Origin of the sequence: Luteibacter sp. 3190 (assembly GCF_031456385.1) — a bacterium.
In the GTDB taxonomy this organism is placed as follows: Bacteria; Pseudomonadota; Gammaproteobacteria; order Xanthomonadales; family Rhodanobacteraceae; genus Luteibacter.
Map to the genome: position 1 here is coordinate 53,037 of NZ_JAVDUO010000005.1, position 26,552 is coordinate 79,588.

Consider the following 26,552-nt stretch of genomic DNA (forward strand, 5'->3'; position numbering starts at 1 on the left):
GAATACGTATGTCGAGTGAAAACCAGGTCGTCGAGGGTGAGCTGCCCGACGTCGACACCAACGAGACCGACACCACGCCGGTAGCGGAGACGGAAGTCGCCGCTGAAGAAACCCCGGCACCGGTCGTCGCCAAGAAGGTCGTCAAGCGCAAGCCGGTCGCCCGCAAGGTGATCGACGCCGCGTCGCCGGCGCCCGTCAGCGACACGTCGGGTGACGACACCCGCGCGGCCGAAGACATCTTCGAGCCGGTGGTGAAGACCCCGAAGGCTCGCAAGGCCCCGGTGAAGAAGGCCGCCGCCAAGAGCGCCGGCTCCGCCGAGTCCACCGAGACCACGGCCGTCGCCGAAGCCCCGGCTGCGAAGAAGGCCGCGAAGCGCGCACCGGCGAAGAAGGCCGCTGCGAAGAAGGCGGTGAAGAAGGCTGCCGCGAAGAAGGCCCCGGCCACGAAGGCCGCCGCGAAGAAGGCGACCAAGAAGGCCGCCGCCAAGAAGGCTGCGCCGAAGAAGGCCGCTGCCAAGAAGGCGGCACCGAAGAAGGCTGCCGTCAAGAAGGTCGCCGCCAAGAAGGTCGCCGCCAAGAAGGCGGTGAAGAAGGCCGCCGCGAAGAAGGCTCCGGCGAAGAAGACGGCAGCCAAGAAGGCCGTCAAGAAGTCGGCCGGCCGCAAGGTCGCCACGAAGAAGGTCGCCCGCAAGGGCGCGGCGAAGACGGCCGCTCGCAAGAGCCCGGCTCGCGCCGCCAAGAAGGCCACCGGCAAGGTCGCTCGCAAGAGCGCTGGCCGCGCCCTGGTAAAGAAGACGGTCCGCAAGGCCGCCGGCAAGACGACCGCCCGCAAGGCGGTTGGTAAGAAAGTCGCCAAGGCGACGAAGAGGTCCACTGCCAGCAAGACCGGTCGCACGTCGGCGCGCAAGAGCGCGGTCCGTGGCCGCCGTAAGTAAGTAGCACCCATCCGGCCCGGCGTACGCGCCGGGCCGGATACCCAAGAGAGAAGACCATGGCGATCAAGATCGAAAAGAAGATCAAGGGCTACAACGTCGTTAAGCCCGAGGACAAGGCCGCCCCGGCCCCCGCGCCCGTGCCGGTGAAGGAAGCCGCGCCCGTGGCCGAAGTGATCCAGATGCACGAGAGCCTCGAGCGTCCGGAAACCCTCGTCGGCAACACGTACAAGATCAAGTCGCCGCTCTTCGAGCACGCGCTGTACGTGACCATCAACGACATCGTCCTGAACGCCGGCACCCAGCACGAACAGCGCCGCCCCTTCGAGCTTTTCATCAACTCGAAGAACATGGACCACTTCCAGTGGATCGTGGCGCTTACCCGAATCCTGTCCGCCGTCTTCCGCAAGGGTGGCGACGTGACCTTCATCGTCGAAGAGCTCAAAGCGGTGTTCGACCCGCGCGGCGGCTACTTCAAGGCCGGCGGCATCTACATGCCCAGCATCGTCGCCGAGATCGGCGGCGTGATCGAACAGCACATGAAGTCGATCGGCCTCATCCACGACCCCGAAATGAGCGAGGCCACCCGCCAGCTCATCGCGGAAAAGCGCGCCGCTTACGAAAAAGCCACGGCCAAGCCCACCCCCGCCCCCGCTGTAGGAGCGGACCTGGCCGCGATCGCCCCTAGCGACACGGCCCAAGCCTCCGCCACCCCAGAAACCCACACCAACGCCTCAGGCTTCCCGCCCGGCGCCACCCTCTGCGCCAAGTGCAACACGCAGGCCCTGGTGCTGATGGATGGGTGCCAGACTTGCTTGAATTGTGGGTATTCGAAGTGCGGGTGAGCAGAGCGCCGCACAAGTTGTGCCATAAACGATCACGTCCGTCCTCTGCTTGTCGCAGTCCTTGCGACGGTTGAGTCGCAGAGTGACGTTCGAGGCCTGGCTTCGAGCGGCAACCAGAAAAGCATTTTTATGAAAGCATCAAAGATTAATGTAATCGACCTTTTCGCGGGAGCCGGAGGCCTCAGTGTCGGAGCGGCGCAGGCTGGAGCTCGCGTCGCGCTTAGCCTCGAGCTTGATTCATTCGCTTGCCAGACATTGCGGCTTAACCACGAATATCACGGAGAAGTAATTGAGGGTGACGTCGCAGAATTCTCCGGAGACGATCTGCGGCATAGAGCGATTGGGCGCAAGAAGACGCCTCTCATCGTGGTCGGTGGGCCGCCGTGCCAGCCTTTTTCGAAGGCTGCCTACTGGACGCAGAGCGGCGAGGATGCGGCGTACCGGCGCGCACGTGCCGCTGGCAAGAGCGCGGAAAAACCTAGTCGCCCTACGTTGGTGAAAGCCGATCCTCGGCGAGACCTGGTTGCGGAGTATTGGCGAATCGTTGAAGAGTCGAATGCCGACGGATTTGTGTTTGAGAACGTTCCGAGCATCAAGCACCCGAGGAACAGGCCCATCTACGACGCTTTAGTTAAACGTGCGCGAGATTCCGAATACCACGTGACGGAAATCCTAGCTACAGCAACCGATTTCGGCGTAGCGCAGGCGAGGTCACGCGTTGTGCTCCTTGGTTCCCGACGACGCCCGCCGGCAGTCCCTGTTGCGACCCACAGTGCAGTCGGCGAGTCGGGCCTATCTCCGCTGGTTACGGCTGGAGATGTGCTCCATGAGTATCGCGGGCGCCGTTTTTTCGAGCCAGAGGAGGTCGTCACTGGTCGTTGGGCTCGTCATCTCGAGGAAGTGCCTCCCGGAGGTAACTATAAGGCTCATACAGCTTGGGCTGGACATCCTAATCCAACCTTCGAAACAGAGACTCGCTTCTGGAATTTTTTGTTGAAGCTTGCGAAAGATCGTCCGTCATGGACACTGGCGGCAAGCCCTGGACCATGGACGGGCCCTTTCCACTGGGAGTCACGCAGACTCCGGACTCCAGAACTTGCGGCGCTTCAGGGGTTCCCTTTTGCGTATCAAGTTGCGGGGTCTCGCCGCGAACGAGTTCGTCAGATGGGAAATGCAGTTCCTGTCCCGCTTGCTCGCGTAATGGTTGAAAGTGTCATGGAGACACTTTCTTGACGGGGGCAGAAAAGGTCGCCGGGCGGCTCAAGTGCATTAGTCTTTTCAGCGGTTGTGGCGGTCTAGACATCGGGGCTCATGCAGCAGGATTTGATGTGATCGTCGCAACCGATATTGAGTCGACTTGTGCCGAGACGTATGCGCAGAATTTCCCATCGGTTCCGTTCATAACGCGTCGAATTGGTGATGTAGAGAGTCAAGATCTTTTGCACGCTGCGGGAGTTGACGCTTCCCAGGTTGATCTTCTCATTGGCGGTCCCCCATGCCCCGCCTTCTCGAAGAGCCGTTTTTACAGGACTGAAAAGCCTCGAGCTCTCGATGACCCTGTCGCAGCCGAAACGGTTGGCGGATATCTCCGGATGCTTCGCGAGATTCGGCCGAAGGCATTTCTATTGGAGAACGTGAAAGGGCTATCGTATGGGGTGCACCGGCAAGCACTTGACCATATTCTTCAAACCGCTGCCGACCTTGGCTACGCGACTGAGGTCCACATCGTTAATGCGGCCGACTATGGCGTGCCACAAATCCGTGAGCGGTGCTTAGTCGTCGGTTCGTTGAATGGTCCGGTACAGGTTGCTTCCAAAAAATTTGCGAAGATGGGTACCGACGAAAACCTGCCGCCATGGCGAACGGCGGGTGAAGCTCTGTCGGATCTTGACACCGACGAGTTAGCGCGTGATGACGACGGGCATTTCGCAGGGGGCCAGTTCAATGATCTCTTGCGTCTTATCCCTCCTGGTGAGAATTACCTTCACTTCACCGCGGAGCGGGGCCATCCTGAGCCCAGATTTAAGTGGCGGTCTAGATATTGGTCTTTTCTCCTAAAGTTGAGCCCATCTCTTCCTTCCTGGACGATTCAGGCGCGGCGGTCGAACAACATGGGCCCGTTCCATTGGAGAAGCCGGATACTCAGAATTACAGAGATCAAAAGGCTCCAAACCTTTCCGGATAACTTTGTGCTCGCAGGGAATGTAGAGCAACAGTGGCGCCAGGTGGGCAACGCGGTCCCCCCTTTGCTTGCGGAACATTTCTGCCGGTCGATCTACGAGAAGCTGATGGGCGTCAGTCAGTTCTTGCCACGGGGCGCCGAAGCGGTGGCTGCCACGCGGAAGAAGGTGCGCGAAGCGCGATAAACGAGGGAGTGATGAGGGGGGGGGGCTGTGTCAAGACTGCGAAAAGAGCAACTCTTGGTTCGCGTAGTGGATTCGCTGCTCACCGGTGGATTGCTTGTCAATCGCACCACTGGTCGCGGCGAGCATCCTGCAGAACTGATTGTCCAAGAGCATAATAAAGCGCCACGACTACTGCGCGTATACGTGTGGAATGTGACTCACGGAGGTGGAGCTGCACGAGCCGCAAATGAATACCGCATCCAAGTAACCGGCATCGATCGATTCGAAGCGCCGCCGGGTGGTGAAGTACTGATCCTCGGGTGGTTCGAGGAGTTAGAAGTGTTCGCTGCATTCGATTTTCGCTTTCACTCGGTTCGGCTCGGAGCGTCGCCCTCCATACAAATTGGGCGCAACGCGCTTGAGGCGGCTGCACGAAATGGGTTTGCGCCGTACACGCGCGGGAACGGTGAAATCACAGTTGCAGTTCGGTGGGATCTCCTCGCTGCCTACGTTAGCCAGTTAAAAGAACTTCACGACTTTGGCGATGGTGTTGAGGACTTTCGCGCACTCGAACATATTTCGGACAATCCGGAAAACTTAGCACCAGCCTTATCGCCATCAATATCGGCTCCTCGGAGCAGGGTGCTCGTCCAAACGGCAAGGCTCCTTCGCGATGCTGGCTTTCGCGACCGAGTGCTGGCCGCCTATGGTCATGCCTGTGCATTCTGTGGCGTCCAACTTGAACTTCTGGATGCTGCGCACATTGTTCCGGTTAACCACGATGCCAGCAGCGATGAGGTCTCGAATGGAATTGCGCTTTGTGCGTTGCATCACCGGTCTTACGATCGATCACTCATCACCTTCGACACCTCCTACAGATTGGTTATTGACGAGCGAAGAATGGATCGACTCCGGATGCGGGAACGTGCGCTTGGGGAAGACGGATTTCGTCGCGCGTTGAGAGAGACAATCGTGCTGCCCTCGCGCACTGATCATCGGCCCAAACCAGAGATCGTATCTCTGGCTAACGAACTGAGGGGCTGGCGGTTGGCGTAACGCTGGGCGATCGGCAAAGTCGCGGTGCTGGAAACCGACACGACAACACGCTGCGCCGAGCGTCTTAGCGTCAAAGGCATTGCGGTACCGCCAGTCGTCGAGTAACATTTCACCTTGGATTTCGGGCGGTTAGCTCAGCGGTAGAGCACTACCTTGACATGGTAGGGGTCACAAGTTCGATCCTTGTACCGCCCACCACACTCCCGCATTGCCTTGATCCCGGCTTCAGTAACGGTCGGACTTTGGGTTCGCTCTTGCACCCTATTTGGCATGGGCTGCGGATTGCAGCCAGCTTGGTGGGCTCTCAAATGGGTCTTAAGTGCACTCACGGCCCGATTTTTTTGATCTGCGTTCTAGCGCACGAAGGCTGGAAGCGAGTGGTCGTCCCGACATGCTACGCCTAGCCGTTTGGCGACCGGCTTGATGTAACCGTTCTGACACTGGTTCCGATTGGGATTCCCAAGTTTTTGCGGCACGCTCATAAACCAGCTACGTAGACTCTGCGTTGTCGCCGCACTGCTTTCGGATGTAAGTCGCAGTTGCTCACATGCCCGGCGTCGCGCCGTCTGACGGCTCATGACGTTTGGTTCGCCGCATGCCTACTACAGACCATTCGCCTGCCGCAGCTATAGCCTTGTGGTTCAGGTCCTCCGCGACCGCCGCTCTCTCGATGCCGCAAACGCCGACGCGTTCAGACCCAATGTCAAGGAGTCACCCGCTTGCTGGCTGCTGCGGGAAGAAAGATCTCACCTTACACCCCATGGGCCGTTTTCTCGCAAGCGCCGCCCATCGCAAAGACTCGAGAGCTCAAGTCGAGATGCGACTGAACGTACGGCGGTGCGGGGTCGATTTCTTTTCGGGAAAACGATGTAGGCCCGCTCGAGGACGCCCAGCATCGTCGCCAAGATCGGCGGCGTGATCGAACAGCACATGAAGTCGATCTGCCTCATCCACGACCCCGAAATGAGCGAGGCCACCCCCAGTTCGTCGCGGTAAAGCGCGCGGCCTACGAAGAAGCCACGGCCAAGCCAACCACCGCCGCCGCTGTAGGAGCGGACCTAGCCGCGACAGCTCCTAGCAACACTGGCCAGACCACCGCCCCAGAAACCCACACCAACGCTTCACTCTTCCCACCCGGCGCCACCGTCTGCGCCAAGTGCAACACGCAGGCGCTCGTGCTGATGGATGGGTGCCAGACTTGTTTGAATTCGAAGTGCGGGTAACTTAGCTGTCGATTTCTGAGGAAACGGGCGGCCTAAGAGCCGCCCTTTTTATCAGTGAGATGCTGCTCTGACGCCGAGTCGAGCCGAGTCGTTCGGTGTCAGAGGCTTGGAAAATTCAAACTTTTGCCTTACTGCAATGGAAGGCGGCTCCCGCCCTCCATTATCGTATTTCAACATCAGTTGTTTGCTTCGAGTCGAGCCTTGAGCTCATCCTTGATCGGAAGCATTGCCTCATAGAGTCGGTGATAGGCCTTGCCGACGGCGCCATTGAACAAGCGGAGCTTCGGTCGAGTCACAGCCGTTCCAGCCAATATGATGTGAGAGACAGAGATGCCGGGGTAAGGATCGATGTAAACGATGTCGGCAACGCCTAATTGATAGGCCTTCTTTGAGCACAGTTCACAAGGGCTCGCCGTAGTGTAGAGATGCCCGCCCTTGATGCTCGGAGACCCGCTAGAGGTAAGTTGCAGGAAGGCATTTTCCTCAGCGTGGAGTGAACGTGTGTGTACTTGGTTCCCGGGCTGATCCGCCAGTACGGACCGATTGGCTGCCTCCTTGAAGCAGTACGGACAGGGCAGGCCTTGGTCCAAGAGTTTGGCTTTACGGTCTTTGTGCGCGTCGAGGATATAGGTACGTAGAGTGTCGTTTGTACGTTCAAACTCGCTATATGCTTCCTCGTCGCTCGCGACCTCCAAGGCGTCTACATTCCGCAGCGCACAAGAGACCTGTCCCCTAGGGACATCGTTCCAGCCTATGGAGCGCACGACGAAATTCTCATCAGTTACCGCCGCACCAACTTGTCGTGAAATGCAGCCACTGTTAAGCTTCGCGACCAGCGCAATTTGCATACATCTTTCATCGCGCGTCGGGGTCACCAGTCCCGGCTGCAGCGCTAGAGCATAATAGCGAAGAAGCTGCCCGAAGAGCTGAGCGTTTGATGCCCGACGTTTGGCCGCGCTCCGAGTATATTTACCTGCATTCCCGACAAATATATCAGCCTTCTGCAAGCAGCTTTGGATGTCTTGCGTTGTGAGGTTATGATACGAAGACAGCGGCTTATGTTTCTCAGGATACTCTCGGTCGTCAAGTGACTTGATCGTTGACTGATTCAAGCCAATTGAATGGAGTCTGTCGCGACGATCCTCTTCATCGGTCGTTATTGCGATCGCGTACAACGTGGAATAGCGGTCTCGTAAATAGATCAATTCTAGTGGATTGCGAATTGCATCTAGCACAATCCGGGTCTGCTTCTTGCCAAGCTTGTCATTCTCACGAATGCTTTCAATGATCCGAACTATCGCAAGTGGCAGTTGAAAGAGCTTGGTCGGATCTTCGGTGTTATTTAACGCATTTCCAGAGGCGCGGACGTTGTCGCCCACGGTCTGCATCAATGAAGCGTACGCTTCGCCGACGCTTTCTTTGAATTCCTTAAGGAGTTGAGGCAGCGGGCCGGTGATCACCGCGACCGCCATGGCGTGTTTGGTTCTGACGGCGGCATCAAACTCAGCGCCAGGCATCTCAAGCAAATCGAGAAACTCTCCGTGCCCCTCAGCGAACGCCTGCAGAAGATCTGCCGCTCTGTCATTGAGTCCAGAGAGCGTTCCTGGGGTTTTCGACGACAAGGCCGTAAAGTGCTTCGCGAGCAAAGCAACTAAAATCGCTGAGACCGTGATCTTCGAAAAAGGAATCCATTTCTGTCTTGCGAAGTTGACGATTATGTCCCGCTTTCGACCTTCGGCGCCTTCTGGACGGAAGTGCTCCGCGAGTGATGGGTCGAAGCGCCGGGTTAACAGGTCCGCGGCAGTTGTACACCCGCTGCCAGTCCTGCCGGTAAGTGCGAATATAAGTAAATCCTGATGCTCCCGATAGGCTTGTTCTACGCCGTCGCGAGCTAAGGTGTGTTTCACTTGTGCGTCCATAAAACAGTTCCATTGTGATTATTGGGCGGCAGATGCTGCCGCATCTAACATTGCCGAATCCATAGACTTGATTTCTGACTCGGATCTGCGCGCTGATACAATTCCTTTCTAACCTGGGGACACCATCAGAAACATTGTTCGATCTTGGTCTTTGGCCGCAGTTAGCGTGTCTCCGGGACTGGCTTTGTCAAACACTTTGGACTTTGGACAATAGCAGCGAAGTTCGGGGCCACGATGGGCCACTTTTCCCCGGCTGTCGTAATAAGATATATTCCGGTTCCCGCAAATTTCGTCGTGACCCTTGGCCGCTTCATACATGATCACGGCGTCGGCGAGCGGTCTGACTCCCGCTTGCCGTTCTGCTTGCTGACGCCATGGCCCCGAGCGACGTCGGCGGCCTTCATCGCGGGGGAGTAAGCCCTAGTGCGGTCGTTCCGCGCGAGCTTCTTGATCCACATCCTGTTGGTCGTCGTCAGACGATCCTGGAGGGCTCCCCAACCCAAGTCCCTTCCCATCCACGTGTATCCTATTCAATGACGGTTAGTCAGCGAGTTCAGTAGCATGGTCGGGCCAATTTGGCGACGATGCAACATCGGGGAGGCGCGGCTAGCCAGAAGTTGTGCCGCCGCACGATACTGGTGCTGGCTCTAGGCGAGTTGAAGATTCTGCGCAATCACTGGCCATTACGGCCGCTGGCTCGGCCGCCAAGGCGGGTCCTGGGTCCTGAAGTCTTGCCTGCGCGAACTCGAACATGAGCACAAAGCGATCGCGCCTGACGCTATCAACGCTCGCGACGAAGCTCATCACATACGCGGCCACCATAGCGATGAAGGCCGAAACTCTCACAACAGCCTCTGCTGTAGACAGGCCAGCGAACTTGAAAATATCGCGATTTGTGATCAACAGGCCGAGGATGGCGATAAATCCGATCTTGCTTGCTGTGCCGAAAAACACTTCGCGACTCATGTTCGCGCCGAGCGACCGCTCGCGAATGGTTTCAAGCGACCGGACGACGGCCGGCTTGCCGTGAGATGCTATCCAATCGATCGTCTTCGCGTCTTCGACCGCGAGCAAATCGTACTTCTCAAGCTCGCTGACTTCTCTACGACCTCTGGCCTTCTTCCGTCTCCACATTCCGAGGTAGAAGACACTCGCGGCGATGAGCTCGATCGCGAAGAACGACGTGCTTATCCAAGAGAGATGAAGCGGTAGTGCGTAAGTCGCGACGACCCCTGCGGCGAATGAACAGGCGACTATGGCTGCGAGCCACCGACCCCGCCTAGACAGCAGGGCGTCATCATTAAGGCCGGCGCGCGTTTCGTCTAGGCGCCTCTGGAGTTCGACGAACGAAACGAATGAATCCATGTGTTTCCCCGAACATACGTCTGGTCGATCGTTCAACTGCGACTTACGGGCTACGCACCGAGTGTGCCTACATACAAGTCTTTTATGATCTGCTACGGTCGCAGGGTTGCCAGCGTCGACGTGTCTTCGTGCCCTGGCGACTACCGAAAGGTAAAAGCGCGAGCCAGGAGCGCTGCAACGCCCCTGACCCGCTAACCACAACCAACTGACTAGGAGTCAACCGTGGCTACCCACGATCATACGGCACACGCTCGCCCGCCGAATCCCCCCGGCGACACCCCATCCGGTTACCGGGCTGTCTGCATCCGTCGCAGACACGGTTGATCGACCGGGCGTCAGCGCTTCTTCTGAGGTATTTCTCGGCCGTGTGACCCGGCGCGTCCTCTGGCGTGCCGTTTTCATGGGCTGACGCCTCTCCACGTCGTCAATCAAGCTGTCCGGCGCCCGGTCACGGGCAGCCGGTGAAACCGCGAGTCCTATGGTCCGCGGCACGTCGCTGTGTGGGCGTGCCGCGTCAGGACAGGCGGCCGTTGTTACTCAAGGATTCGAGATGTCTCTAGCAAATGATGGTTCAAGGGTTCGGCGTTGTAACTGGCAGGTCGACCCGGACGCTTCGTCGCACGACCTGTTGAACGATGCCACTGAGTGGCTTCAGTACGCGCGTGGGCTGACGGAAATGCTGGCCGAGTTCGTGCACGAGTCGGACAGTGTGGACTGCCGGCAGATGGCGCTTTCTCTGGAGGCGGTCGCGGCGCTCACACACATGGGGGTGCAGAGTGCGGCCGCCGCTCACGCCCGTATCAGCCTTGAGACGCGCGAGCGAGCCCAGGCGGAGCCTGTTGTCGTCCCTGCGGTGCGGATCCCGAAGCAGCGCCTTAGCCGTTGTCCGGACTGACCGCGCCCTTCAAGTCTTCAGCCGAAAGCCATTTGCCAGACTTGGCGATAAGGCGATGCATTAACCGGTGGCAGTTTGCGCAGAGCAAGGCGACGTCGGTGAGCCTCGTCTTGCGCTCCCCTTGCTCGGCTAGGGGTATGAGATGGTGAGCATCGAAGATGGCGTCGTCGAGGTTCGGGTCATCGGTCGGATTGACCTTGCCGCACGCATCGCAGCTCAGGCTTCCGTGCTTGCGTCGCTCCTTGATGAGGCTCTTTCTGAGTTTCCGGTTTCGCTCGCGGCGACGGTGCATCGCGGTGAACACCGAGCCTTCAGGAAACTCCAGCTCCTCGTCGTCCTGGTCGTCGGTTTCGAGCGGGGCCTCGGCCACATGCTTGAGGATGAGGGTGGCGATCTCCTTGACCTTCTGACGCCGGCTTTCGAACTGCTTCCACACCGCGAGGTCGGTCGCTGACGAATTGGCAAAGCCTCTGCCGGTCGCAACGCTCTGTAGGTTCGAGAGCTTGAACGATACGCCCGCCGGGTTGCGGAAGCTCGGACTCTCTGCCCTCAACTCATTGCCGGGCAGTGCGCGGAGCGTCTGCGAGAGCTGGATTACGCGCGGGTCGGAGTCCGACAATGCCACCATGCCGGCGTCGAAGAATAGATCGAGTGCGAGGATCGTCTCGTCACGCGTCCAGGGCGGATTGCCTCGCCCGGCGGTCTTTGCCATTTGGTTTTCCCCCTACTGATGAGAAGTATCTCACTGACGGGGGTTCCGGGCCACGGTTTGGGCTTTTCGGTGGGCCATATCCTTTCGAGACGACAGATGACGCCTTCGAGCCGACGAGGTATTCCGACCTCTCTTTTCCGAAAATTTCCATATATCGCACCTCAAGGTTGACGTACCGTGCCGCTACTTTTCGCGGCGCCGCGCAACGAGGCGCGGGCTTCCCAAGGAGGGACTATGTACGTAGACGAGGTTCGCGGTCGCTGGCATCGACCAGTCGGACGTGTCGGGCGTGTGGGGCTGTGGGCGTTGAGCCTGGCAGCCCTTCTCGTGGCGCCCTGCGCCGCGCGGGCGAGCGATGCTGCCGCACCGGACTTGCCTGCCAAGGTCCTTCCTTTCGTCGAGAAGGGGCGGGCCGTTCTGGCGTTCAAGGAGGCGCCCACGGACGAGGCAGGGGTCAACAACCTCGTGTTCGTCACGCGGCATGCGCCTCCGGAGGCCACTCCGGCGCCGACAGAGGGGCCCGTCGAATACACGTGCGAGCTCGTGGCGCTGCGCGAGGACAGAAACGGCATTCGCGTGACGGGTCGAACCACTGAGGCGGTCCAATGCTCGGGGAACCGGACGAACCTTCAGGCAGGATTTCGGGAACTCGACGACAACCTCACGCTTGTCGGGAACGAACTTAGGTTCAAGAACTACTGCAACACCGTCCGGGCGGGGTGGTTCACGTACTCTTTCCGCTTCGAAGGTGGTCGCTGGCGTTTCTCAGCCAGTGAAGCGTCCTGGGACTCGGTCAACGAGGACGGGTTCAACATGGAGGTGACGCAGTCCATATCGGAACGGGATATCCGCCTCACGTTCATGGAGGACTTCTCCCGGGCTGGCTTACGCGATGCGCTGCGATCATCCCGATTAGCGAAAGTCGATTACCGGGGTCTGCTGAACATAAAGCCGGAGGCCTCCGAACGAGCCGCCGGCATTCGCACCTCGTACGCTCGATGCATGGATAGGGCGGAAGCCGACTTCTTCGCGATCATCGAGTGTTCGAATGTGGAGTACCTGTTCCAGGACGAACGGTTGAATGCCAGCTACAAGAGGAGGATGGCGAGCCTCGGTGAGAACGAAAAGGAAAAACTTCGTGCCGAGGAGCGGCTATGGATCAAAGCCAGGGACTCCTACTGCAACTCCAACGAATTCGGCGGCGTGACGTCGCGAGCCGTCATCGCCTCGTGCCACATGTTCCAAACCGCGTATCGAGCGATGACACTCGAGCACGCTGCTAGCTTGCAGGTGACCGCTGCTCGAGCTGGGGTGGTTCGGTGACCGCTGCACGTAAGGCCATCATCGCGCTCGCGTTGATGGCGGTTTACGCCACGCAGGTGAGCGTAGGGGCTGAGACGGCGACACCGGGGAGGAGAATGGTTCCCGACGAAGCAGGTCCGTTCATTCCGCGGGGAGGTGTCGTGATTGCCTATGCGGAGGTCGAGGCGAAAGGCGATGCGAAGACCATGGCCATGGCCGTCCGCACTCTGCGCCCGAATCAACCTGCGGATATCGATCCATGGGATGCGGATTACACGTGTGACCTGATTATTCTGCGGAACGAAGGCGGAACGGTACGGGTAGCCGGTCGTTCGAGCCGTGCGATCGCGTGTCGAGGAAACCTCCTCAGCCCGGATGTCGGAACCCGTGTTCTGGACGACAGCCTGGACCTCCGAGAGGACGAAGTAACGTTCAGAAATTCTAGAGACACGGCTTTCAAGGGTATGTCCAGCTACTCGTTCCGATGCGCAGCGGGAGCGTGGCATCTGTCGGCCGCCACATCGGTTTTCTCGTCGTATGGACCAAGAGGTGGGGTTATACATAAAAGACAGGCGATCTCCTATCCCAAGGACTTCGGACTAATCCGTATGGAGGACTTCGACCCGGACGCTATTGAGCAAGTTATGTCGAAGTCGGAACGAGTAATCGACTAAGCACATTGCGATGCTGCGGGACCTTCGAACGGCGATGTGCGAAGCGCGCTATACGACTAGGCGACCAGGCGCAACGAAGAATGTGGGGCGCTGTAGCAATGAGACTAAGTGCAAAAATAGCGCCTACATTGATGGCAGTGACCGGCATGGCAACTACCACGGTAAGCGCGAGTCCAGATGTGCCGAACTCGCACCCTTCCGAGCGCGATATCGAACAGGGGCGCGCCGTTGAAAGTCGCGATGTCCCGTCTATCCTCAGTCATCTCACGAAGTATCGGTCGACGACGTTCGGGAATCGGGTTTGTTTCGTCGGTGCACTGGCGGACGAGGACGGGCTCTACCAAAGCCCCTACGTCTACGTCACGAGTACAAGCAATGACCGCGTGGATTGGATGCGTCGCTTGCCGTACCCGGCCGAGTTCTATCAAGGTCGCGCCACCCACTGCGTTGCGCATGGCGACTACGTCTATGCCCTCCTGCAGGTGGACACGGATTCGCATCAAGCGACAAACCAGACGATCGTGTCCGTCGTCAAGCTTGATGCCCGCACCGGGCGGCTGGTCACGGCTCGCAAGGTCGAGATAGACGGCGTAGGACGAGGAGCTTCGCGCTGGTTGAATCGAAGCGAGGATGTCTTCCAGGTGGAAGGCAATTCCATACGTGTATCCGGACGATACCGGAATGTGGATTCCGATGAGATAGAAACGTTCTCAACAACGGTCGATCCGTAGTCATCTGAGGCGATTTCTCCGCTCGTGAAGCTCGGGGAAGGCACGGCGCAGGTGCGTCCGCCGATGACGTGCGAGCGGGAGCAGAGCAGTTGGTGGAAATTTTCAGAATAGTCCTATGTACCGCAACCGAGATATGCGTTTTAGTGTCATTCGAAATTGCTAAGCGCGTCGATCAGTGAGTCAGAAGCGGCCTGTTCGCTGCCGCGAGAACAGCAATCGCATCGAGGCGGTTCCGGTAGGTATCACGACGTAGCTGTGGGGCAAACAAGTAGCCGGTCTATCGAAGTAAAGAGGGTGCAACAGATGGAACTGAAACGGTTGGTAGTCGCTGCCTTCCTGGTGTCTGCAGCCGCTGTCGGGTGCGGAGCTTACGCCGTACCAGCCGGGGACGCGTCCGCCGCACAGCACGTGGAAAATGGTCACGGGGTTGAAAGCGGGACGCGCGTCCCCGTGTGGCCCGCGTCGACGGCCGCCGAGCGAGAGATCCAATCGCCTGGCCAAGAGGCCTCGGCGCAGCTCGTCGTGGAGGAGCGTCAGGGGCATTGGACGGCCTGGATTCTCATGACCCCCGAATCCGGAGAGGCCCGGGCGATGAATTTCTTCACCGGCCAGGTCGTACGTCCCGTTAAGTTATTGAAGGTAGACGGCAGAACTTCTTTTATCGATCCGGAAGGGGCTCAGCACACGCAGGTGCTCGATCTCGGCCTATCCGTCTCGCGCGGCGAGGCCGAAGACTATGTAGGCAAGATCCAGATAAACACGGATTTTGCGATCTTCGATTGCGATGGGTGCGCGCGCGATGTGGACTTCTCAGAGCGCGTCGAGAGCGTCTCTCCACGTGCATCAGTCTGGAAGAAGGCCCCGATATATCCCGATGGAGACGGCTGGTCATCTCGTATCGGCTCTGCGGTCGACATGGGCGACGGAACGCTTCTATTCATCGGTGGGCGCTTTGCTTTCAGAGTTGACCAGCGCGACTTTGCTCCTGTTGGGTCTGCGCCCAATCTGCATGTCGTAGATGAAGAACGAATACGCGAGGTCATCGAGACCGCTGAGAACAATCGTATTGATGTAACAGATGCTTATCTAGCCAAGCAACTGGCATTGAGGAACAACGGCGAATAAAAAGGACTAGGAATGAAAGATGGACGTCGTGCACTAAGCACAAACGAGATGAGCGCCATTGCCTACTTTGCGGTGGGTGTGAGCTCCGAGGGAAGTTACGCTGGCAAGGACAGGGCGTACAAGCTGTCGTTCGCAGGAAAGTTCGACAGCAGCGGACGCATGAGTCCGATAGAGAACAGTGGGTTGTCGTATGGCACCTTGCAGAAAGATCTCGGACAAGCGGGACGGGAGCACGTTGCAGAGATCTTCGATGCGTACCAGGTCTGGGCCCTAGCCCATTCTCCTGCCGATGTTCTCTCCGACGACGAGAGGGCTCAGGCAGAGGTGGACTTTGCGCGCACGGGTCGACAGGTCAAGAAAGAGAATGGTCGGCCCCTGAACCTTTCGACTAAGGAGAAGGTCGATCGCTTCCTTGATTCAGAACACGGGCGAGATTTGGTCCACCGAAGTGACCGCGTCGAAGTAAATGGCCTTGTCGCAGGACCGCTCCGCAGACTTGCCAGCACGCCTGCGTTTCTACAAGCATCATCCGACGACAGGGTGAGATTGGCTGTTGTGGTAGCGAAGGCGTACAACCAAAACAGAGTCAAGACAAACGAGTTGCTTGATTACATGGCTGACGGCGGTAAGCATCCGCGAACGTTGAATTCACTCGAAGATGTGATCTCTCACACCGAAGATTTCTCTGATGCAATGCGAACCGGTCGCGACACGGCACTTAAGGCGGCTGAGCTGCTCATCGGACTGCGCGAATCAAGGTTGACCAATCCGCTGCGCGTGGCCTGGGAGACGGTAATCAGCGACCCTCTCATTGCCCCCTCTGAGATGGCTAAGAAGGGTAATTCAGAGGTTCGGCTTCACCATTCCGCAGTCCGGAATCTCTTTCTCGATCCGGAGCGCTCGAAGGCTTTTCTTGAATCGGTCGACCAAGGATTTTCCCATCAGTACGGGCGTCCCCTTGCGGAGAACGGTCGGCCGGCCACTTCGGGCTTTTATTCGTCTGGGACGGCCCTTGTGTTGTGGAACAGTGACGGGCGCGGAGTGGCACACGTGGACGGATCTTGGTTCGAGTTTTCGAGGAAAGAGATATCTAGGCTCCGCAATGAGGACCGATCGATCGACCTGTTGATCAACCGGGATGGGCAAGTTCAGCATCTCCTCCACGTTGACACGCCGAGTCGTTCTGTCCAGCGGAACGCTGATAGATCGCTCCGGAAAGGTATGCAAGGAGACGATGTGCGGGCTCTCCAACAAGATTTGGCCCGGCTCGGTTATACCGATGCACGAGGTCGCCCGTTGCGTCAGGATGGTGATTTCGGCACAACGACCAATGCGGCCGTTCAAGCATTTCAGCGCGATCACCGTCTTGCCGTGGACGGCGTTGTCGGAGCAGCGACGATGGCCTCGATTCGAGAGCTAGCGCGTCAGGATCAGCCTTCGATAGGGCAGCCCGACATGGTATATCCGGGCTACAACCGGCAGGCTGACGCGCTGGAGCCGTATCATTCGCTGCGGCCTACGCCTTTGCCGTTGCTACTTAAACCATCGTTGACACAACCCGAGTCAGATCCTGCTGCAGAGCGTGTTCAGTCAATCCAGGTGCCTGCTGTAAGCCGTCCGTATTTCGAACACGCGATGGAGCGGGCGAGCGGAGCCGGCAATCTCGGCACAGAAAATGCGGGGCGAGAGTCGTACGGCTTGAGTCCGGCGCGCGGTGCTCCTCAAGCTAAGATCGACGAAACTCACTCGATCGAGTGGCGGGACCAAGTGCGGCAACCACATGTGGAACATCAGGCTTCCTATGACGTACGCTCACTTGCCTCCTCGGGGGAGCGCGAAGCGCAAACCCAGCCCGGCCGGGATCTCAACGATCCCCGTAATCCAGAGAGTGCCTACCATGGCTTGTACAGGGAGCTGGGTCGCCGAGTTCCCTACGCTTCGGAGGACCGACTCGTGCAGTTCACCGCGGCCTGCCACACCAGTCGCATCACCGCCGACAACCTGAGCATCTGTCACCTGGACGAGCGGAACCTGACGATGGGGTTCCTGGGAAATGGCCCTCTCTCCTTGCCCGTCACCGTCGACCTGAAAAAGGCGCCGCCGGAGCCCGAGCAGGCCGTCGCCCAGATCGCGCAGTACGACCAACAGCAGGCGCAGGTCCGCGCCGAGTACCTGGCCCAGCAACAGCAGATGAGCAGGAGCGGACCGTCCCTCTGACGGTCTGCCGCTTGGCTGATCTGCGCCTCGTCCGCTGACGGTCGACCACGCTCAGGTGTCCCGGCCGGGTGGATTCCGGCCGGGACGAGACTTTTTGCGAAGGAAAGCAACGATGTTTGATAAGAAACGAATGGCCGCCATGCTTGTTCTGTTGGCGGCTGCGCTCGTGGCCGGCGAGTACGCTTCCGGCTACGTGCTTTACTGGCTCACGAACTGGAACATCGATCCGGGCTTCCTGACCTACTGGACCTACATCCGCGCCGTCGATGTGCCCGAGTTCGCGCCGTTCGTCCTGAAGATGAAGCTCAGCGGAGTGATCGGGTTCGCGTTGCCCATCGTTGTCTGGCTTGGTATCAGCTTCAAGCTGCTGCAGGCGCGTCCTGAACCGACGCACGGCAATGCGCGGTTCGCCGACCTGGCCGATCTCAAGAAGGCCGGTCTGCTCAAGCCGAGTCCGGACGCGGTTCTCATCGGTAAGTACAAGGGCTACTACCTCTGGCTCAGCGGCGCGCAGCACGTCATCACGATCAGCCCGACGCGCTCGGGCAAGACGACCTCGATCGCGATCCCCGTGCTCCTGTCCTACCTGATGTCGATGATCGTCCTCGACATCAAGGGCGAACTCCACGCCTCGACCAGCGGGTGGCGTGCGGCGCAGGGTCAGAAGATCTGGGTCTGGGCGCCCTACGACGATGCCGGCAAGACGCACCGCTTCAATCCGATGACGACGTTCGTCGGCATGGACCCGGGCAAGCGCATCGGTGAGATTCAGACGATCGCCGCGATTCTCTACCCGGATCAGCCGGGCGGCGATCCGTTCTGGATCTCGCAGAGCCGAGCGGCCTTCACCGCGTTCACCTCGTTCATGTTCGAGCGCTGGGATGAGAAGATTCGATGGCTCACCAAGAGCAACGCTGCCGACGAGCTCATGCCCGATCCCAACGTCTGCGACCAGTTCCCGAGTTTCGAGCGGGTGCTTCGCCTTTCGAGCGGCACCGACGAGATGGAGACGAAGCAACTCCTGACCACGATCGTCAAGGATCGCTCGTACGCGTTCGTCAGCTCGCAGACCAAAACGGTCTTCCGCAACCTGATCGGTCTGCCCGATGAGACGTTCTCGTCGGTCATCGCGAGCATGCAGGCGCCATTGCAGCAGTTCCTCAGCCCGATCCTCGCCGCGGCCACCAACGCCACCGACTTCAAGGTGGAGGACTTCCGCAAGATCCTCAGCACCCTCTACGTCATCATCCCGACCAACAAGCTCGACGAGAGCGCGAAGCTGCTGAACATCTTCTTCAGCACGGTGATCGGCAAGAACCTCGACAAGCAGCTGGGCGAGGAGCCCGACCTGAAGTACCAGCTGCTGATGCTGATGGACGAGTTCACGGCGATGGGGCGCGTGGACGTCTGGGCCAAACGCATCTCGATCTCGGCAAGCTACGGCGTGCGCGACCTCTGCATCATCCAGAGCCGTGCTCAGCTGAAATCGGCCTACGGCGAGAACGACGCCCAGAACTTCATCACGAACCACGGCGCCCAGATCGCGTTCGCACCCCGCGAACAAGCGGATGCGAACGAGTACAGCGAGATGCTCGGCTACAAGACAGTGCGCAAGCGTCAGCAGAGCACCAGCCGCGGCGGTGGCGGGCAGCAGGTATCGACGAGCTACGTCGAAGAACGCCGCGCGCTGATGCTGCCGCAGGAGGTAAAGGAGATGCCGTCCGACGACGAACTGGTGTTCTACGAAGGCTGCCGCCCCATCCGCGCGAAGAAGAACTGGTTCTTCAAGGACAAGATGTTCAAGGAGCGGGCGGCGATTCCCCCTGTCGAGGTGAGTGCGGCTCAGAGGAGTGCGGCGATCATCGCTATGCCTGCGCCACTGGGGATGCCGACGGACGCTGCCAAGGCGGCCCTTTCTCGGGCGGCGAAGGCAGCCTGATACCGAGCGATCGAGTAGGAGTGGTGCATGAAGAGGCAGGTTGCGATGTTTGCTGTTGCTCTGGCGGTGACGTGTTCTTCGGTCGCTGGGAACGCCTGGGCTGATCCGAGAGAGAAGTCACCAAAGCTTGGACCCCAGTATCGAAAAGCAGAGACAGTTATGGAGTTTCGACGAATGCTGCTCGCCGATGGATGGATACCGGAAGAGAATCCGGATTGTCTTGAGGAAGTCGTCGGCGGTGACTACGAGGGGAGGTGTCGTGACGATCCAGAGGAACGTCAATGCCGCGTCTGTACGATGGTGCCGGAGATTGCGGTAAGTACCGGGAGCGGACATACGATTCTTGCGTACACCAAGGAAGGGACCAGGCTTTACGTGGAGCTATATGGCGATATCGGCGATGTCGACAAGCCACCACCGCACGATCTGGCGATCATGGATTGGAGGTTCCGCTGATTCTTCAACGACAATAGGTTCCGTAAGAGGGGGCGCCGCCATCTAAGGGCCTGGATCACCATGAGGATGAATCGATGAAATGGAGTCTCGTGTTCTGCCTGTGGGCGATGTCCAGTGCGGCCGGGGCCGTCATCACCCGGGCCGATGTGGACGATGCGCGGTATCGGGTCGACCCGGGAGTGGTGCCTGCGCTGGCGGACCTGCCGGGTGAGGGGCACGGCGTGCTCATCGCCCCCCGGTGGGTGCTGACCGCCGCGCATGCCGCGCCCATGATGATGGATGGCATGGAAACCGACGTGTCGATCGGCGGAGTCGCGCGTCGGGTGTCTCGGGTGGTCGTCCACCCAGGCTATCGAAAGGTGCCGGAAGCGCTCATCAAGGAGGTCCTGGCGTCGGGCGACTTCGCCAGGCTGTATGCCTCTCTTGGCTCGTCGGACGACATCGCGCTGATCGAGCTGGCGTCGCCCGTCAGCGGTGTCACGCCCATGCCCCTCTATCGCGGGGACGAGGAAGCCGGGAAGACGGCGGAGCTCTTCGGGAAGGGCGCCACGGGCCATGGCGATCATGGCCAGGATCCCGCGAGCGCGCATCGCACTGTCCTTCGTCATGCCTTCAATGTGATCGAGGGTGCGGACGCGCGCTATGTCTGGTACCGCTTCGACGCACCGCCGGCCGGCCTGCCGCTCGAAGGCATCACGGGTGGCGGCGACAGTGGTGGCCCTCTGGTCGTCGGCACGGCCGCGTCGGCGCAGCTCGTCGGCCTCGGTTCGTGGAGTCGCTACCCGAAGGATCACCCGTTCTGGAAGGGCTTGACCCCGGATCGCCCGTTCGTCGGAGGCCTCTACGGTGTGGTGGTGTATGCCGTTCGCGTCTCGCGCTACGCCCCGTGGATCGATAGCGTGATGGCTTCGCCCGAGGAAGCACATGAGGAGACGCCAAAGTGATCACGCCTTCCGACCCGAACGATTCGCCGACACCGCCGACCCCTGCACCCGGGTTCGCGGTGATCTACCGGTGGCGCATCCACGCCGACCGTGAAGCGGCCTTCGTGGCCGCATGGTCGAGGATCACCGGCCTGTTGAAATCCGAGCGCGGTTCGCTCGGCGCACGTCTCCATCGCGGGCGGGACGGCATCTGGTACAGCTACGCCCAGTGGCCGACGGAAGCAGCGCGGGCCGATGCCTTCTCGCTCGGTCCTGTGGACGAAGCGGCACAGGCCGTGATGAAGGATGCCATCGCTGAATCCTTCCCCGAGATCCTGCTCGAGCCTGTGGTCGATCACCTCATTCGGGCATAAGCTCGAGGAGCTCGTGGCTCCGCCCACCTGAACTATCGGCACGATTCCGTGTCGAGGTAAGTCAGGACGAACCGGGGCGGGACGATGCAGCCGAGGTACCAGGCATCCGTTGGACGCGGCATCCTTTGGGGAATCATCATCGCCGCGCATGTCGGGCTGATCGCCTGGCTCTACGCCATGCGCGCGAGGCCGGATGTCGAGATGCCGTACGCATCCCAGGAGCAGCCCATGGATGCCCTTCGCGTCCGGTTCGTCTCCGCCTCAGTGCAACGGCGCCAGCCGATCGACCGGCATGCTCCGAAGGTCGTCATACCGCAGACGACTGCCTCGCGAACGCTGCGGGCGCCGTCATCCATCCCGTCCAGAACACCAGAACCTGCCTCAGGACGACCACCCGGGCAACCGTCCGAGCCGTACGCTGACTCCGTCGGGCCTGCGGGTGGCGGTCAGGCGGAGGCCGATTCGCTGCCGCATTTCTCGGGGAATCCCGATCTTCGCCAACCCACGTGGAACGCGGCGCCCCGAGCTCCCGGAACCTCCGATGGCGAACTGGCGAAGACATTTCATGTAAGGCGCGAAACCAGCATCGACGACAGCCTCCGCGGCATCGGCCGATACATGGCGTGCAGCCGCGTCCAGATGAAGCGCAATCAGGTCGGTGGAGGCATCGATCCGACCGTCGCCACGGCGTATGCCGCGCTGGATTGCAAGAAGTAGGCGAACCGAAGCCGGGCGTCCTGCAGCGTTCTGCCCCAATCACCGGCAAGTGTCTTCAGCCACCGTCGGTGGCCGCGAAACCCCGTGCTATATCGAACCTTCACTCCCGGAGGTCGCAATGAACAGACTCGCATCCGTTGCCATCCTCGCTGCGCTGTCCTTCGGCGCATGGTCCGGAGGCGCCCACGCCGACGACACCCTCGACGGCCGTTTCGACATTGGCGGTCGCTCGATCAAGCTGAAGTGCGAGGGCAGCGGCACGCCGGTCGTGGTGGTGGATGCGGGGCTGGGTACCGCGCCGGCGGAAGATCCGGGTTGGCTGGGCATCGCGGCCAAGGTCGCGCCGGTCACGCGCGTGTGCCTGTACGACCGTGCCGGCGTCGGTGGCAGCGATCCGGCGAAGACGCGTCCGCGCAGCAGCAAGGATGCCGCGGAGGATCTGCACGCCGCCCTGAAAGCGGCGCACGTGCCAGGCCCGTATCTTCTGGTCGGGCATTCCATCGGCGGGCTGCACGCGCAGGTGTTCGCCAGCATGTATCCGGACGACACCGCTGGCCTCGTCCTCGTCTCGTCGACGCATCCGGATCAATCGAGCGCGTGGCTGTCTGCGCTCGGGCCCGCGAAACCTGGCGAGGAAAAGGCGGTGACCGAGGCACGCACGTTCATCAGCACGGTGCAGACCGATCCGACGAAGAACGAGGAAGGCCTCGACATCACGCCAAGCCTCGCGCAGGCGAAGCAGCTGAAGTCGCTCGGCGCGAAGCCCGTCATCGTCGCGACGCACAGCCCGCGCTTCCGCATGGTGCCGGGCCTCTCGGAACCGATGTCGATCAAACTCGAAGACGCCACGCAGCGTCTGCAGAAGCAATTCCTCACGCTATCGAGCAACGCGCACCAGAACATCGCGGCGACCGCCGGCCATGGGCTGCCGCATGAGGATCCCGCGTTCGTGGTGGCGAACACTCTGCAGGGGGTGAAGGCGGTGCGGGCTCAATCGCCCTGATAAACCGCCTCGACGTTCACGGCATCCGTGTCGAGCACAGGCTCAACGACTTCCGCGTTCCGCCGGTCACCTATGGACCAGGCCGGGAATGCGCCAGGCGCTCATGGGCGAAATTGATGAACGCCCTGAGCCGAGGAGTCTCGAAACGACTTGTCGGCCACAACACGGTGACCGGAATGGGGGTGGCGCGCCGGTCTTCGAGCAGAGGCACGAGACGACCTTCGCGAATGGCATCGTCGACCAGAAAATCGGGAACGTAGGCCACTCCTAGCCCTTCGATCGCCGCTCCGCGCACCGCCTCCATGTTGTTGCACACGACCGCGGTAGCCATCGCGGGCGCGACTCCGTTCGACAGCACCCAGGCCTTCAGCTTGCCCGTCGCGCGATACCGGAATTGGATCGCCTGGTGGGCGGATAGGTCCCTTGGGATGACGGGCGTACCGTGGGCATCGAGGTAGGCAGGAGAGGCGCAAATCCGCATCGCGAACTCGCCGAGCTTTCGCGATTTGAACGTCGAGTCGTCAAGCTCGCCCGCCTGGATCGTCGCGTCGAACTCGTGGTCGTACGTGTAAAGGCCGTCGTCGAAGTCCAGTTCGAGTTCGACTGCCGGGTACGAACGGCGGAATTCCGATAGGACAGGCATCAGGAGCCGATAGAAGACATGGGGCAGCCGGATCCTCAACCGGCCACTGGGTTCTTCGGCCGATCGTTGTAGCAACGCCCTTGCATCCGCGATTTCGCTGAGGATCGAGAGGGCACGCTCGTATAGGAGTCCTCCCTCTTCGGTGAGCGCGATCTTTCGGGTGCTGCGCTGGAACAAGCGAACGCCGAGATCTTCTTCGAGGTTTGCAATGTTCTTGCCCACGGCCGACGCGGATATGCCCAGCTGCCTGCCGGCGGCGACGAAGCTCTCCGTCTTGGCGGCGCAAACGAAGCTCTTCAGTGCGACCAGGCTGTCCATGCGCGTGATTATGGAATTTTTGTCCGTGATGTAAAGCGAAGCAGGCTGATTATCATCGTGGAGGCTTCCGATATCGTTTCGCCAAACTTCGGAGGCACCATGGGCTCGACTTCATCGCTGGGGCGCGTTCGCTCCGCATCAGTGTTCCTTCCGCTGGCGGCTTTCGCGGCCGCGCTCATCGGACTCTCCGCTCCGGCGATGGCGGAAAGCGGCATCGCGATCGGCCAGGCTCCACCTTCCTTCGTGGAGAGCGTGCGGCATCCGGAAGACCTGGACCGTCTCACGGGGACGCGATGGGTGATCGTTAGCGACTTTCAGCCGCGGGACGGCGCCCTGTTCGCGGTGGATAGCGACTCGCCCGAACGCGCCGTCGTGGTGCCCTGGGCTCCGGGCGCCGCGTCGGGACGCATCAGTGCCACCGAGTTCAGCCCTCACGGCATCGCCGCGAAGCGTCGGAGTGACGGACGCTACGAGCTGCTGGTCGTCGATCACGGTGGCGGCAAGGAGGCCATCGACTGGCTCGTCCTCGATGCTTCCGGACAGGTGCCGACAGTGGTCGAGGGCAAACGGATCGCTGCTCCGCAGGGCACCTCGGGCAACGCGGTAGCTTTCGTCCCTGGCGGCGGGTTCGTCATGACAAGCATGTTCGATCCCGACGATCGCACGACTGTCGACAAGGTGTCGGCCGGCAAGCCCACGGGAGGGGTCTGGCGCTGGACCTCGGCCCAGGGGTGGAAAGCTTTTGGGCCGCGGCTGCCGGGTGCCAACGGCATCGCCGTGACGCCGGATGGCGCGCATCTGTTCGTCAATGCGTGGTCATCACGCACGATTCTGAAGTTGGCTATGGATGGCAAGGAAGAAGCCCGCGCGTCGGTGGACTTCCTTCCCGACAACCTGAGGTGGAACGGCGACGATCACTTGCTTATCGGCGGTCAGGCCGCGACTGCCCATGAGATCTTTACGTCGGGACAACCAGGCGCCCGTTTCCCCAAAGCGTATGTCGTGGCAGAGCTCGATACCCACACCATGACGGTTCGTGAGCTCGTGCGAAAGAACGACGACGATGCTGTGCGGGAAGGATTTGGTGCCGCGACGGGTGCGTTGGTCGTGGGGCGCAGCGTTTGGGTTGGCAGCTTCATGGGTGACGTGCTTGCACGTTTCGCGATCCAGACCGATCCGGCGAAAAAGAAGGTGGAAGGCGACGGAGTGAAAGCGGTGCGAGCTCAATCGCCCTGATAGACCGCCTCGACGTTCACGCCATCGGGGTCGAGCACGAACGCCGCGTAATAGCGTGAGTGGTAGTGATCCCGGATCCCGGGCGGCCCGTTGTCCCGGCCACCTGCGGCGAGTGCTTCCTCGTAGAACTGCCTCACCTCGGCGCGACTGGCTGCCTCGAAGGCCACGTGCATCACCTTGCCCGGCGCGGCGTGGTCGTGCAGCCAGAGGCTTGGGTATTCGTTGGCGCCAAAGCCGAGCCGCGTGCCGCCGTTGCGCGTCTCGTTCGGGCCGATGGTGACGAGGAGCGTCACGCCGAGCGGTGCGAGTGCGCGTTCGTAGAACGCCCGGGCCCTCTCTATGTTCTCGACGGCGAATTCGATGTGGTCGATAAGCGGCATGCGGGGCTCCGGCGCGTGGCTGATGGGGCAATGTCGGATAGTTTTGGCTGCAGATCAACGGGTGGAGGGTGGCGAGCTCTTGTCGGGAGCGGCAGGGTGGATCGCGTCGCTTCGCTATTCGCGCGCGAGCGCGCTCCCACCTGCGGAATGGGCTGCGGTTTGATCGTGCGGCGCAGCAGGGGGTGGAATCGGAATCGCTGTAGTCTCGCCGGGTGGACCAGCGTTTCCGAAGGATGTCGCGCCGCTCACCGTCGAAGGCTTCCGCGCGGCGAACGCACTCATGGCGCCATACCTTCGGGCCGATTGCCAACCTGGGGAGTAACGATGACCATCACCATCACCGCGTTCGAACGCTCGCCCGATGGCGGCAAGGGTCTGGCGCGCGACACCCGCGTGCGCTGGGCGCTGGAAGAGGTGGGCCAGCCCTACGAGGTGCGCCTCGTGCCGCATCCGCAGATGAAGCAGCCGGACCACATGGGCTTGCATCCCTTTGGCCAGATTCCCACCTACGAGGAAGACGGTCTCGTGCTGTTCGAAACGGGGTCGATCGTGTTCCACCTGGCGGAGCGGTATGGCCACCTGTTGCCGAGCGACGCCAATGCGCGGGCACGTGCGATCACGTGGATGTTCGCCGCGCTCAACTCCGTGGAACCGCCGATCCTCGACATTTTCATCGCGAAGATCCTCGAAGGCGACAAGCCATGGGCGGCCGAGCGCGTGCCGATCGTGATGGAGCGCGTGCGTCAGCGACTGAAGCTGCTTTCGGATCGACTGGGCGACGCCGAGTGGCTGGACGGCGAGTTCAGCGCCGGCGACCTGCTGATGGTCTCGGTGCTGATGCGCGCGCGACCGTCGGGCGCCCTCGCGGAGTTTCCGCAGTTGGTGGCATACGTCGAACGCGGCGAGGCGAGGCCGGCATACCAGCGTGCATTCGCGGCACAGCTGGCGGTCAACACCGCCTGACACTCACCACCAGCTACCGCCAGCCGCTGTAGGAGCGGCCCTGGCCGCGACCGCTCTTCGCGAGGAGCAACAGGCCCTGCTGCCCAGCGGCGAAAAGCCGTCGCGGCCAGGTCCGCTCCCACAGGTGAGGAGGCGCGGCGAGCACCCTTCAGGCTCCGGTGGACGACAACGTCCAGGTCGAACGGCTATCGCCCGCCGCTGTAGGAGCGGCCCTGGCCGCGACCGCTCTTCGCGAGGAGCAACAGGCCCTGCTGCCCAG

24 protein-coding genes and 1 tRNA gene are annotated in these 26,552 nt (G+C 60.7%); 20 read left to right on the forward strand and 5 right to left on the reverse strand.

Annotated features, from left to right (window positions below):
- Positions 1-8: 8 nt before the first annotated feature.
- The 6 genes from J2X58_RS17500 to J2X58_RS17525 all read left to right on the forward strand — a co-directional run bounded on the left by J2X58_RS17500 (position 9) and on the right by J2X58_RS17525 (position 5,376).
- Positions 9-935, forward strand: a complete 927-nt coding sequence (locus tag J2X58_RS17500; protein WP_310049895.1) for a hypothetical protein — start codon at positions 9-11, stop codon at positions 933-935.
- Positions 936-991: 56 nt separating this feature from the next.
- Positions 992-1,777 (forward strand): NrdJb, encoded by a 786-nt coding sequence (locus J2X58_RS17505; protein ID WP_310049897.1) that lies wholly within the window; start codon positions 992-994, stop codon positions 1,775-1,777.
- A 129-nt stretch (positions 1,778-1,906) separates the two neighbouring features.
- Positions 1,907-3,010, forward strand: coding sequence for a DNA cytosine methyltransferase (locus tag J2X58_RS17510; protein WP_310049899.1), 1,104 nt, complete (start codon positions 1,907-1,909; stop codon positions 3,008-3,010).
- Positions 3,007-4,143 carry a DNA (cytosine-5-)-methyltransferase gene (gene dcm / locus J2X58_RS17515; RefSeq protein WP_310049902.1) on the forward strand — a complete coding sequence of 379 codons (1,137 nt, stop codon included), beginning with the start codon at positions 3,007-3,009 and terminating at the stop codon, positions 4,141-4,143. The genes J2X58_RS17510 and dcm overlap by 4 nt, the downstream gene beginning before the upstream one ends.
- A 66-nt stretch (positions 4,144-4,209) precedes the next feature.
- Positions 4,210-5,178 carry an HNH endonuclease gene (locus J2X58_RS17520; RefSeq protein ID WP_310049905.1) on the forward strand — a complete coding sequence of 323 codons (969 nt, stop codon included), beginning with the start codon at positions 4,210-4,212 and terminating at the stop codon, positions 5,176-5,178.
- A gap of 123 nt (positions 5,179-5,301) precedes the next feature.
- Positions 5,302-5,376 (forward strand) — tRNA-Val (locus J2X58_RS17525).
- Between the two features lie 1,201 nt (positions 5,377-6,577).
- Here J2X58_RS17525 and J2X58_RS17530 read toward each other — a convergent pair.
- Positions 6,578-8,320: a hypothetical protein gene (locus J2X58_RS17530; protein ID WP_310049908.1), complete on the reverse strand. Its 1,743-nt coding sequence runs from the start codon at positions 8,318-8,320 to the stop codon at positions 6,578-6,580.
- Between the two features lie 606 nt (positions 8,321-8,926).
- A complete protein-coding gene (locus J2X58_RS17535; RefSeq protein ID WP_310049911.1) occupies positions 8,927-9,685 on the reverse strand; it encodes a hypothetical protein in 759 nt (252 codons plus the stop codon).
- A 628-nt stretch (positions 9,686-10,313) separates the two neighbouring features.
- On the opposite strand from J2X58_RS17535, the gene J2X58_RS17540 reads away from it, so the two are divergent.
- A complete protein-coding gene (locus J2X58_RS17540; protein WP_310049914.1) occupies positions 10,314-10,580 on the forward strand; it encodes a hypothetical protein in 267 nt (88 codons plus the stop codon).
- On the opposite strand, the gene J2X58_RS17545 is transcribed toward J2X58_RS17540, so the two are convergent.
- Positions 10,561-11,292, reverse strand: coding sequence for an HNH endonuclease (locus tag J2X58_RS17545; RefSeq protein WP_310049916.1), 732 nt, complete (start codon positions 11,290-11,292; stop codon positions 10,561-10,563). The two genes, J2X58_RS17540 and J2X58_RS17545, sit on opposite strands and share 20 nt — an antisense overlap.
- Before the next feature lie 234 nt (positions 11,293-11,526).
- Here J2X58_RS17545 and J2X58_RS17550 point away from each other — a divergent pair, with 234 nt between their 5' ends.
- The 11 genes from J2X58_RS17550 (at position 11,527) to J2X58_RS17600 (ending at position 22,753) form a co-directional block, all read left to right on the forward strand.
- The gene (locus tag J2X58_RS17550) at positions 11,527-12,615 is read left to right on the forward strand and encodes a lysozyme inhibitor LprI family protein (RefSeq protein WP_310049919.1); all 1,089 of its coding nucleotides are present in this window, start codon (positions 11,527-11,529) and stop codon (positions 12,613-12,615) included.
- On the forward strand, positions 12,612-13,268 hold the full coding sequence (locus J2X58_RS17555; protein WP_310049922.1) for a hypothetical protein: 657 nt from the start codon (positions 12,612-12,614) through the stop codon (positions 13,266-13,268). The genes J2X58_RS17550 and J2X58_RS17555 overlap by 4 nt, the downstream gene beginning before the upstream one ends.
- 146 nt (positions 13,269-13,414) lie before the next feature.
- Positions 13,415-13,999 (forward strand): hypothetical protein, encoded by a 585-nt coding sequence (locus J2X58_RS17560; RefSeq protein WP_310049923.1) that lies wholly within the window; start codon positions 13,415-13,417, stop codon positions 13,997-13,999.
- Between the two features lie 561 nt (positions 14,000-14,560).
- Complete coding sequence (locus J2X58_RS17565) at positions 14,561-15,124, forward strand: hypothetical protein (protein WP_310049927.1); 564 nt, start codon at positions 14,561-14,563, stop codon at positions 15,122-15,124.
- Between the two features lie 48 nt (positions 15,125-15,172).
- Positions 15,173-17,341: a peptidoglycan-binding domain-containing protein gene (locus tag J2X58_RS17570; protein WP_310049930.1), complete on the forward strand. Its 2,169-nt coding sequence runs from the start codon at positions 15,173-15,175 to the stop codon at positions 17,339-17,341.
- A 139-nt stretch (positions 17,342-17,480) separates the two neighbouring features.
- Positions 17,481-19,280, forward strand: coding sequence for a type IV secretory system conjugative DNA transfer family protein (locus J2X58_RS17575; RefSeq protein WP_310049932.1), 1,800 nt, complete (start codon positions 17,481-17,483; stop codon positions 19,278-19,280).
- Positions 19,281-19,307: 27 nt separating this feature from the next.
- On the forward strand, positions 19,308-19,736 hold the full coding sequence (locus J2X58_RS17580) for a hypothetical protein (RefSeq protein WP_310049935.1): 429 nt from the start codon (positions 19,308-19,310) through the stop codon (positions 19,734-19,736).
- Positions 19,737-19,810: 74 nt separating this feature from the next.
- Positions 19,811-20,680, forward strand: coding sequence for a trypsin-like serine protease (locus J2X58_RS17585; protein ID WP_310049939.1), 870 nt, complete (start codon positions 19,811-19,813; stop codon positions 20,678-20,680).
- Positions 20,677-21,033: an antibiotic biosynthesis monooxygenase family protein gene (locus J2X58_RS17590; protein ID WP_310049941.1), complete on the forward strand. Its 357-nt coding sequence runs from the start codon at positions 20,677-20,679 to the stop codon at positions 21,031-21,033. Before J2X58_RS17585 ends, J2X58_RS17590 begins: the two co-directional genes overlap by 4 nt.
- A gap of 84 nt (positions 21,034-21,117) precedes the next feature.
- Positions 21,118-21,750 (forward strand): hypothetical protein, encoded by a 633-nt coding sequence (locus tag J2X58_RS17595; protein ID WP_310049943.1) that lies wholly within the window; start codon positions 21,118-21,120, stop codon positions 21,748-21,750.
- Positions 21,751-21,868: 118 nt separating this feature from the next.
- Complete coding sequence (locus tag J2X58_RS17600) at positions 21,869-22,753, forward strand: alpha/beta hydrolase (protein ID WP_310049945.1); 885 nt, start codon at positions 21,869-21,871, stop codon at positions 22,751-22,753.
- A 70-nt stretch (positions 22,754-22,823) separates the two neighbouring features.
- On the opposite strand, the gene J2X58_RS17605 is transcribed toward J2X58_RS17600, so the two are convergent.
- Positions 22,824-23,714: a LysR family transcriptional regulator gene (locus tag J2X58_RS17605; RefSeq protein WP_310049947.1), complete on the reverse strand. Its 891-nt coding sequence runs from the start codon at positions 23,712-23,714 to the stop codon at positions 22,824-22,826.
- A gap of 99 nt (positions 23,715-23,813) precedes the next feature.
- Here J2X58_RS17605 and J2X58_RS17610 point away from each other — a divergent pair, with 99 nt between their 5' ends.
- A complete protein-coding gene (locus J2X58_RS17610) occupies positions 23,814-24,950 on the forward strand; it encodes a hypothetical protein (RefSeq protein ID WP_310049951.1) in 1,137 nt (378 codons plus the stop codon).
- Here the strand turns inward: J2X58_RS17610 and J2X58_RS17615 are convergent.
- Complete coding sequence (locus J2X58_RS17615) at positions 24,938-25,330, reverse strand: VOC family protein (RefSeq protein ID WP_310049954.1); 393 nt, start codon at positions 25,328-25,330, stop codon at positions 24,938-24,940. The two genes, J2X58_RS17610 and J2X58_RS17615, sit on opposite strands and share 13 nt — an antisense overlap.
- Positions 25,331-25,654: 324 nt before the next feature.
- On the opposite strand from J2X58_RS17615, the gene J2X58_RS17620 reads away from it, so the two are divergent.
- Positions 25,655-26,293, forward strand: a complete 639-nt coding sequence (locus J2X58_RS17620) for a glutathione S-transferase family protein (RefSeq protein WP_310049955.1) — start codon at positions 25,655-25,657, stop codon at positions 26,291-26,293.
- Positions 26,294-26,552: the final 259 nt, after the last annotated feature.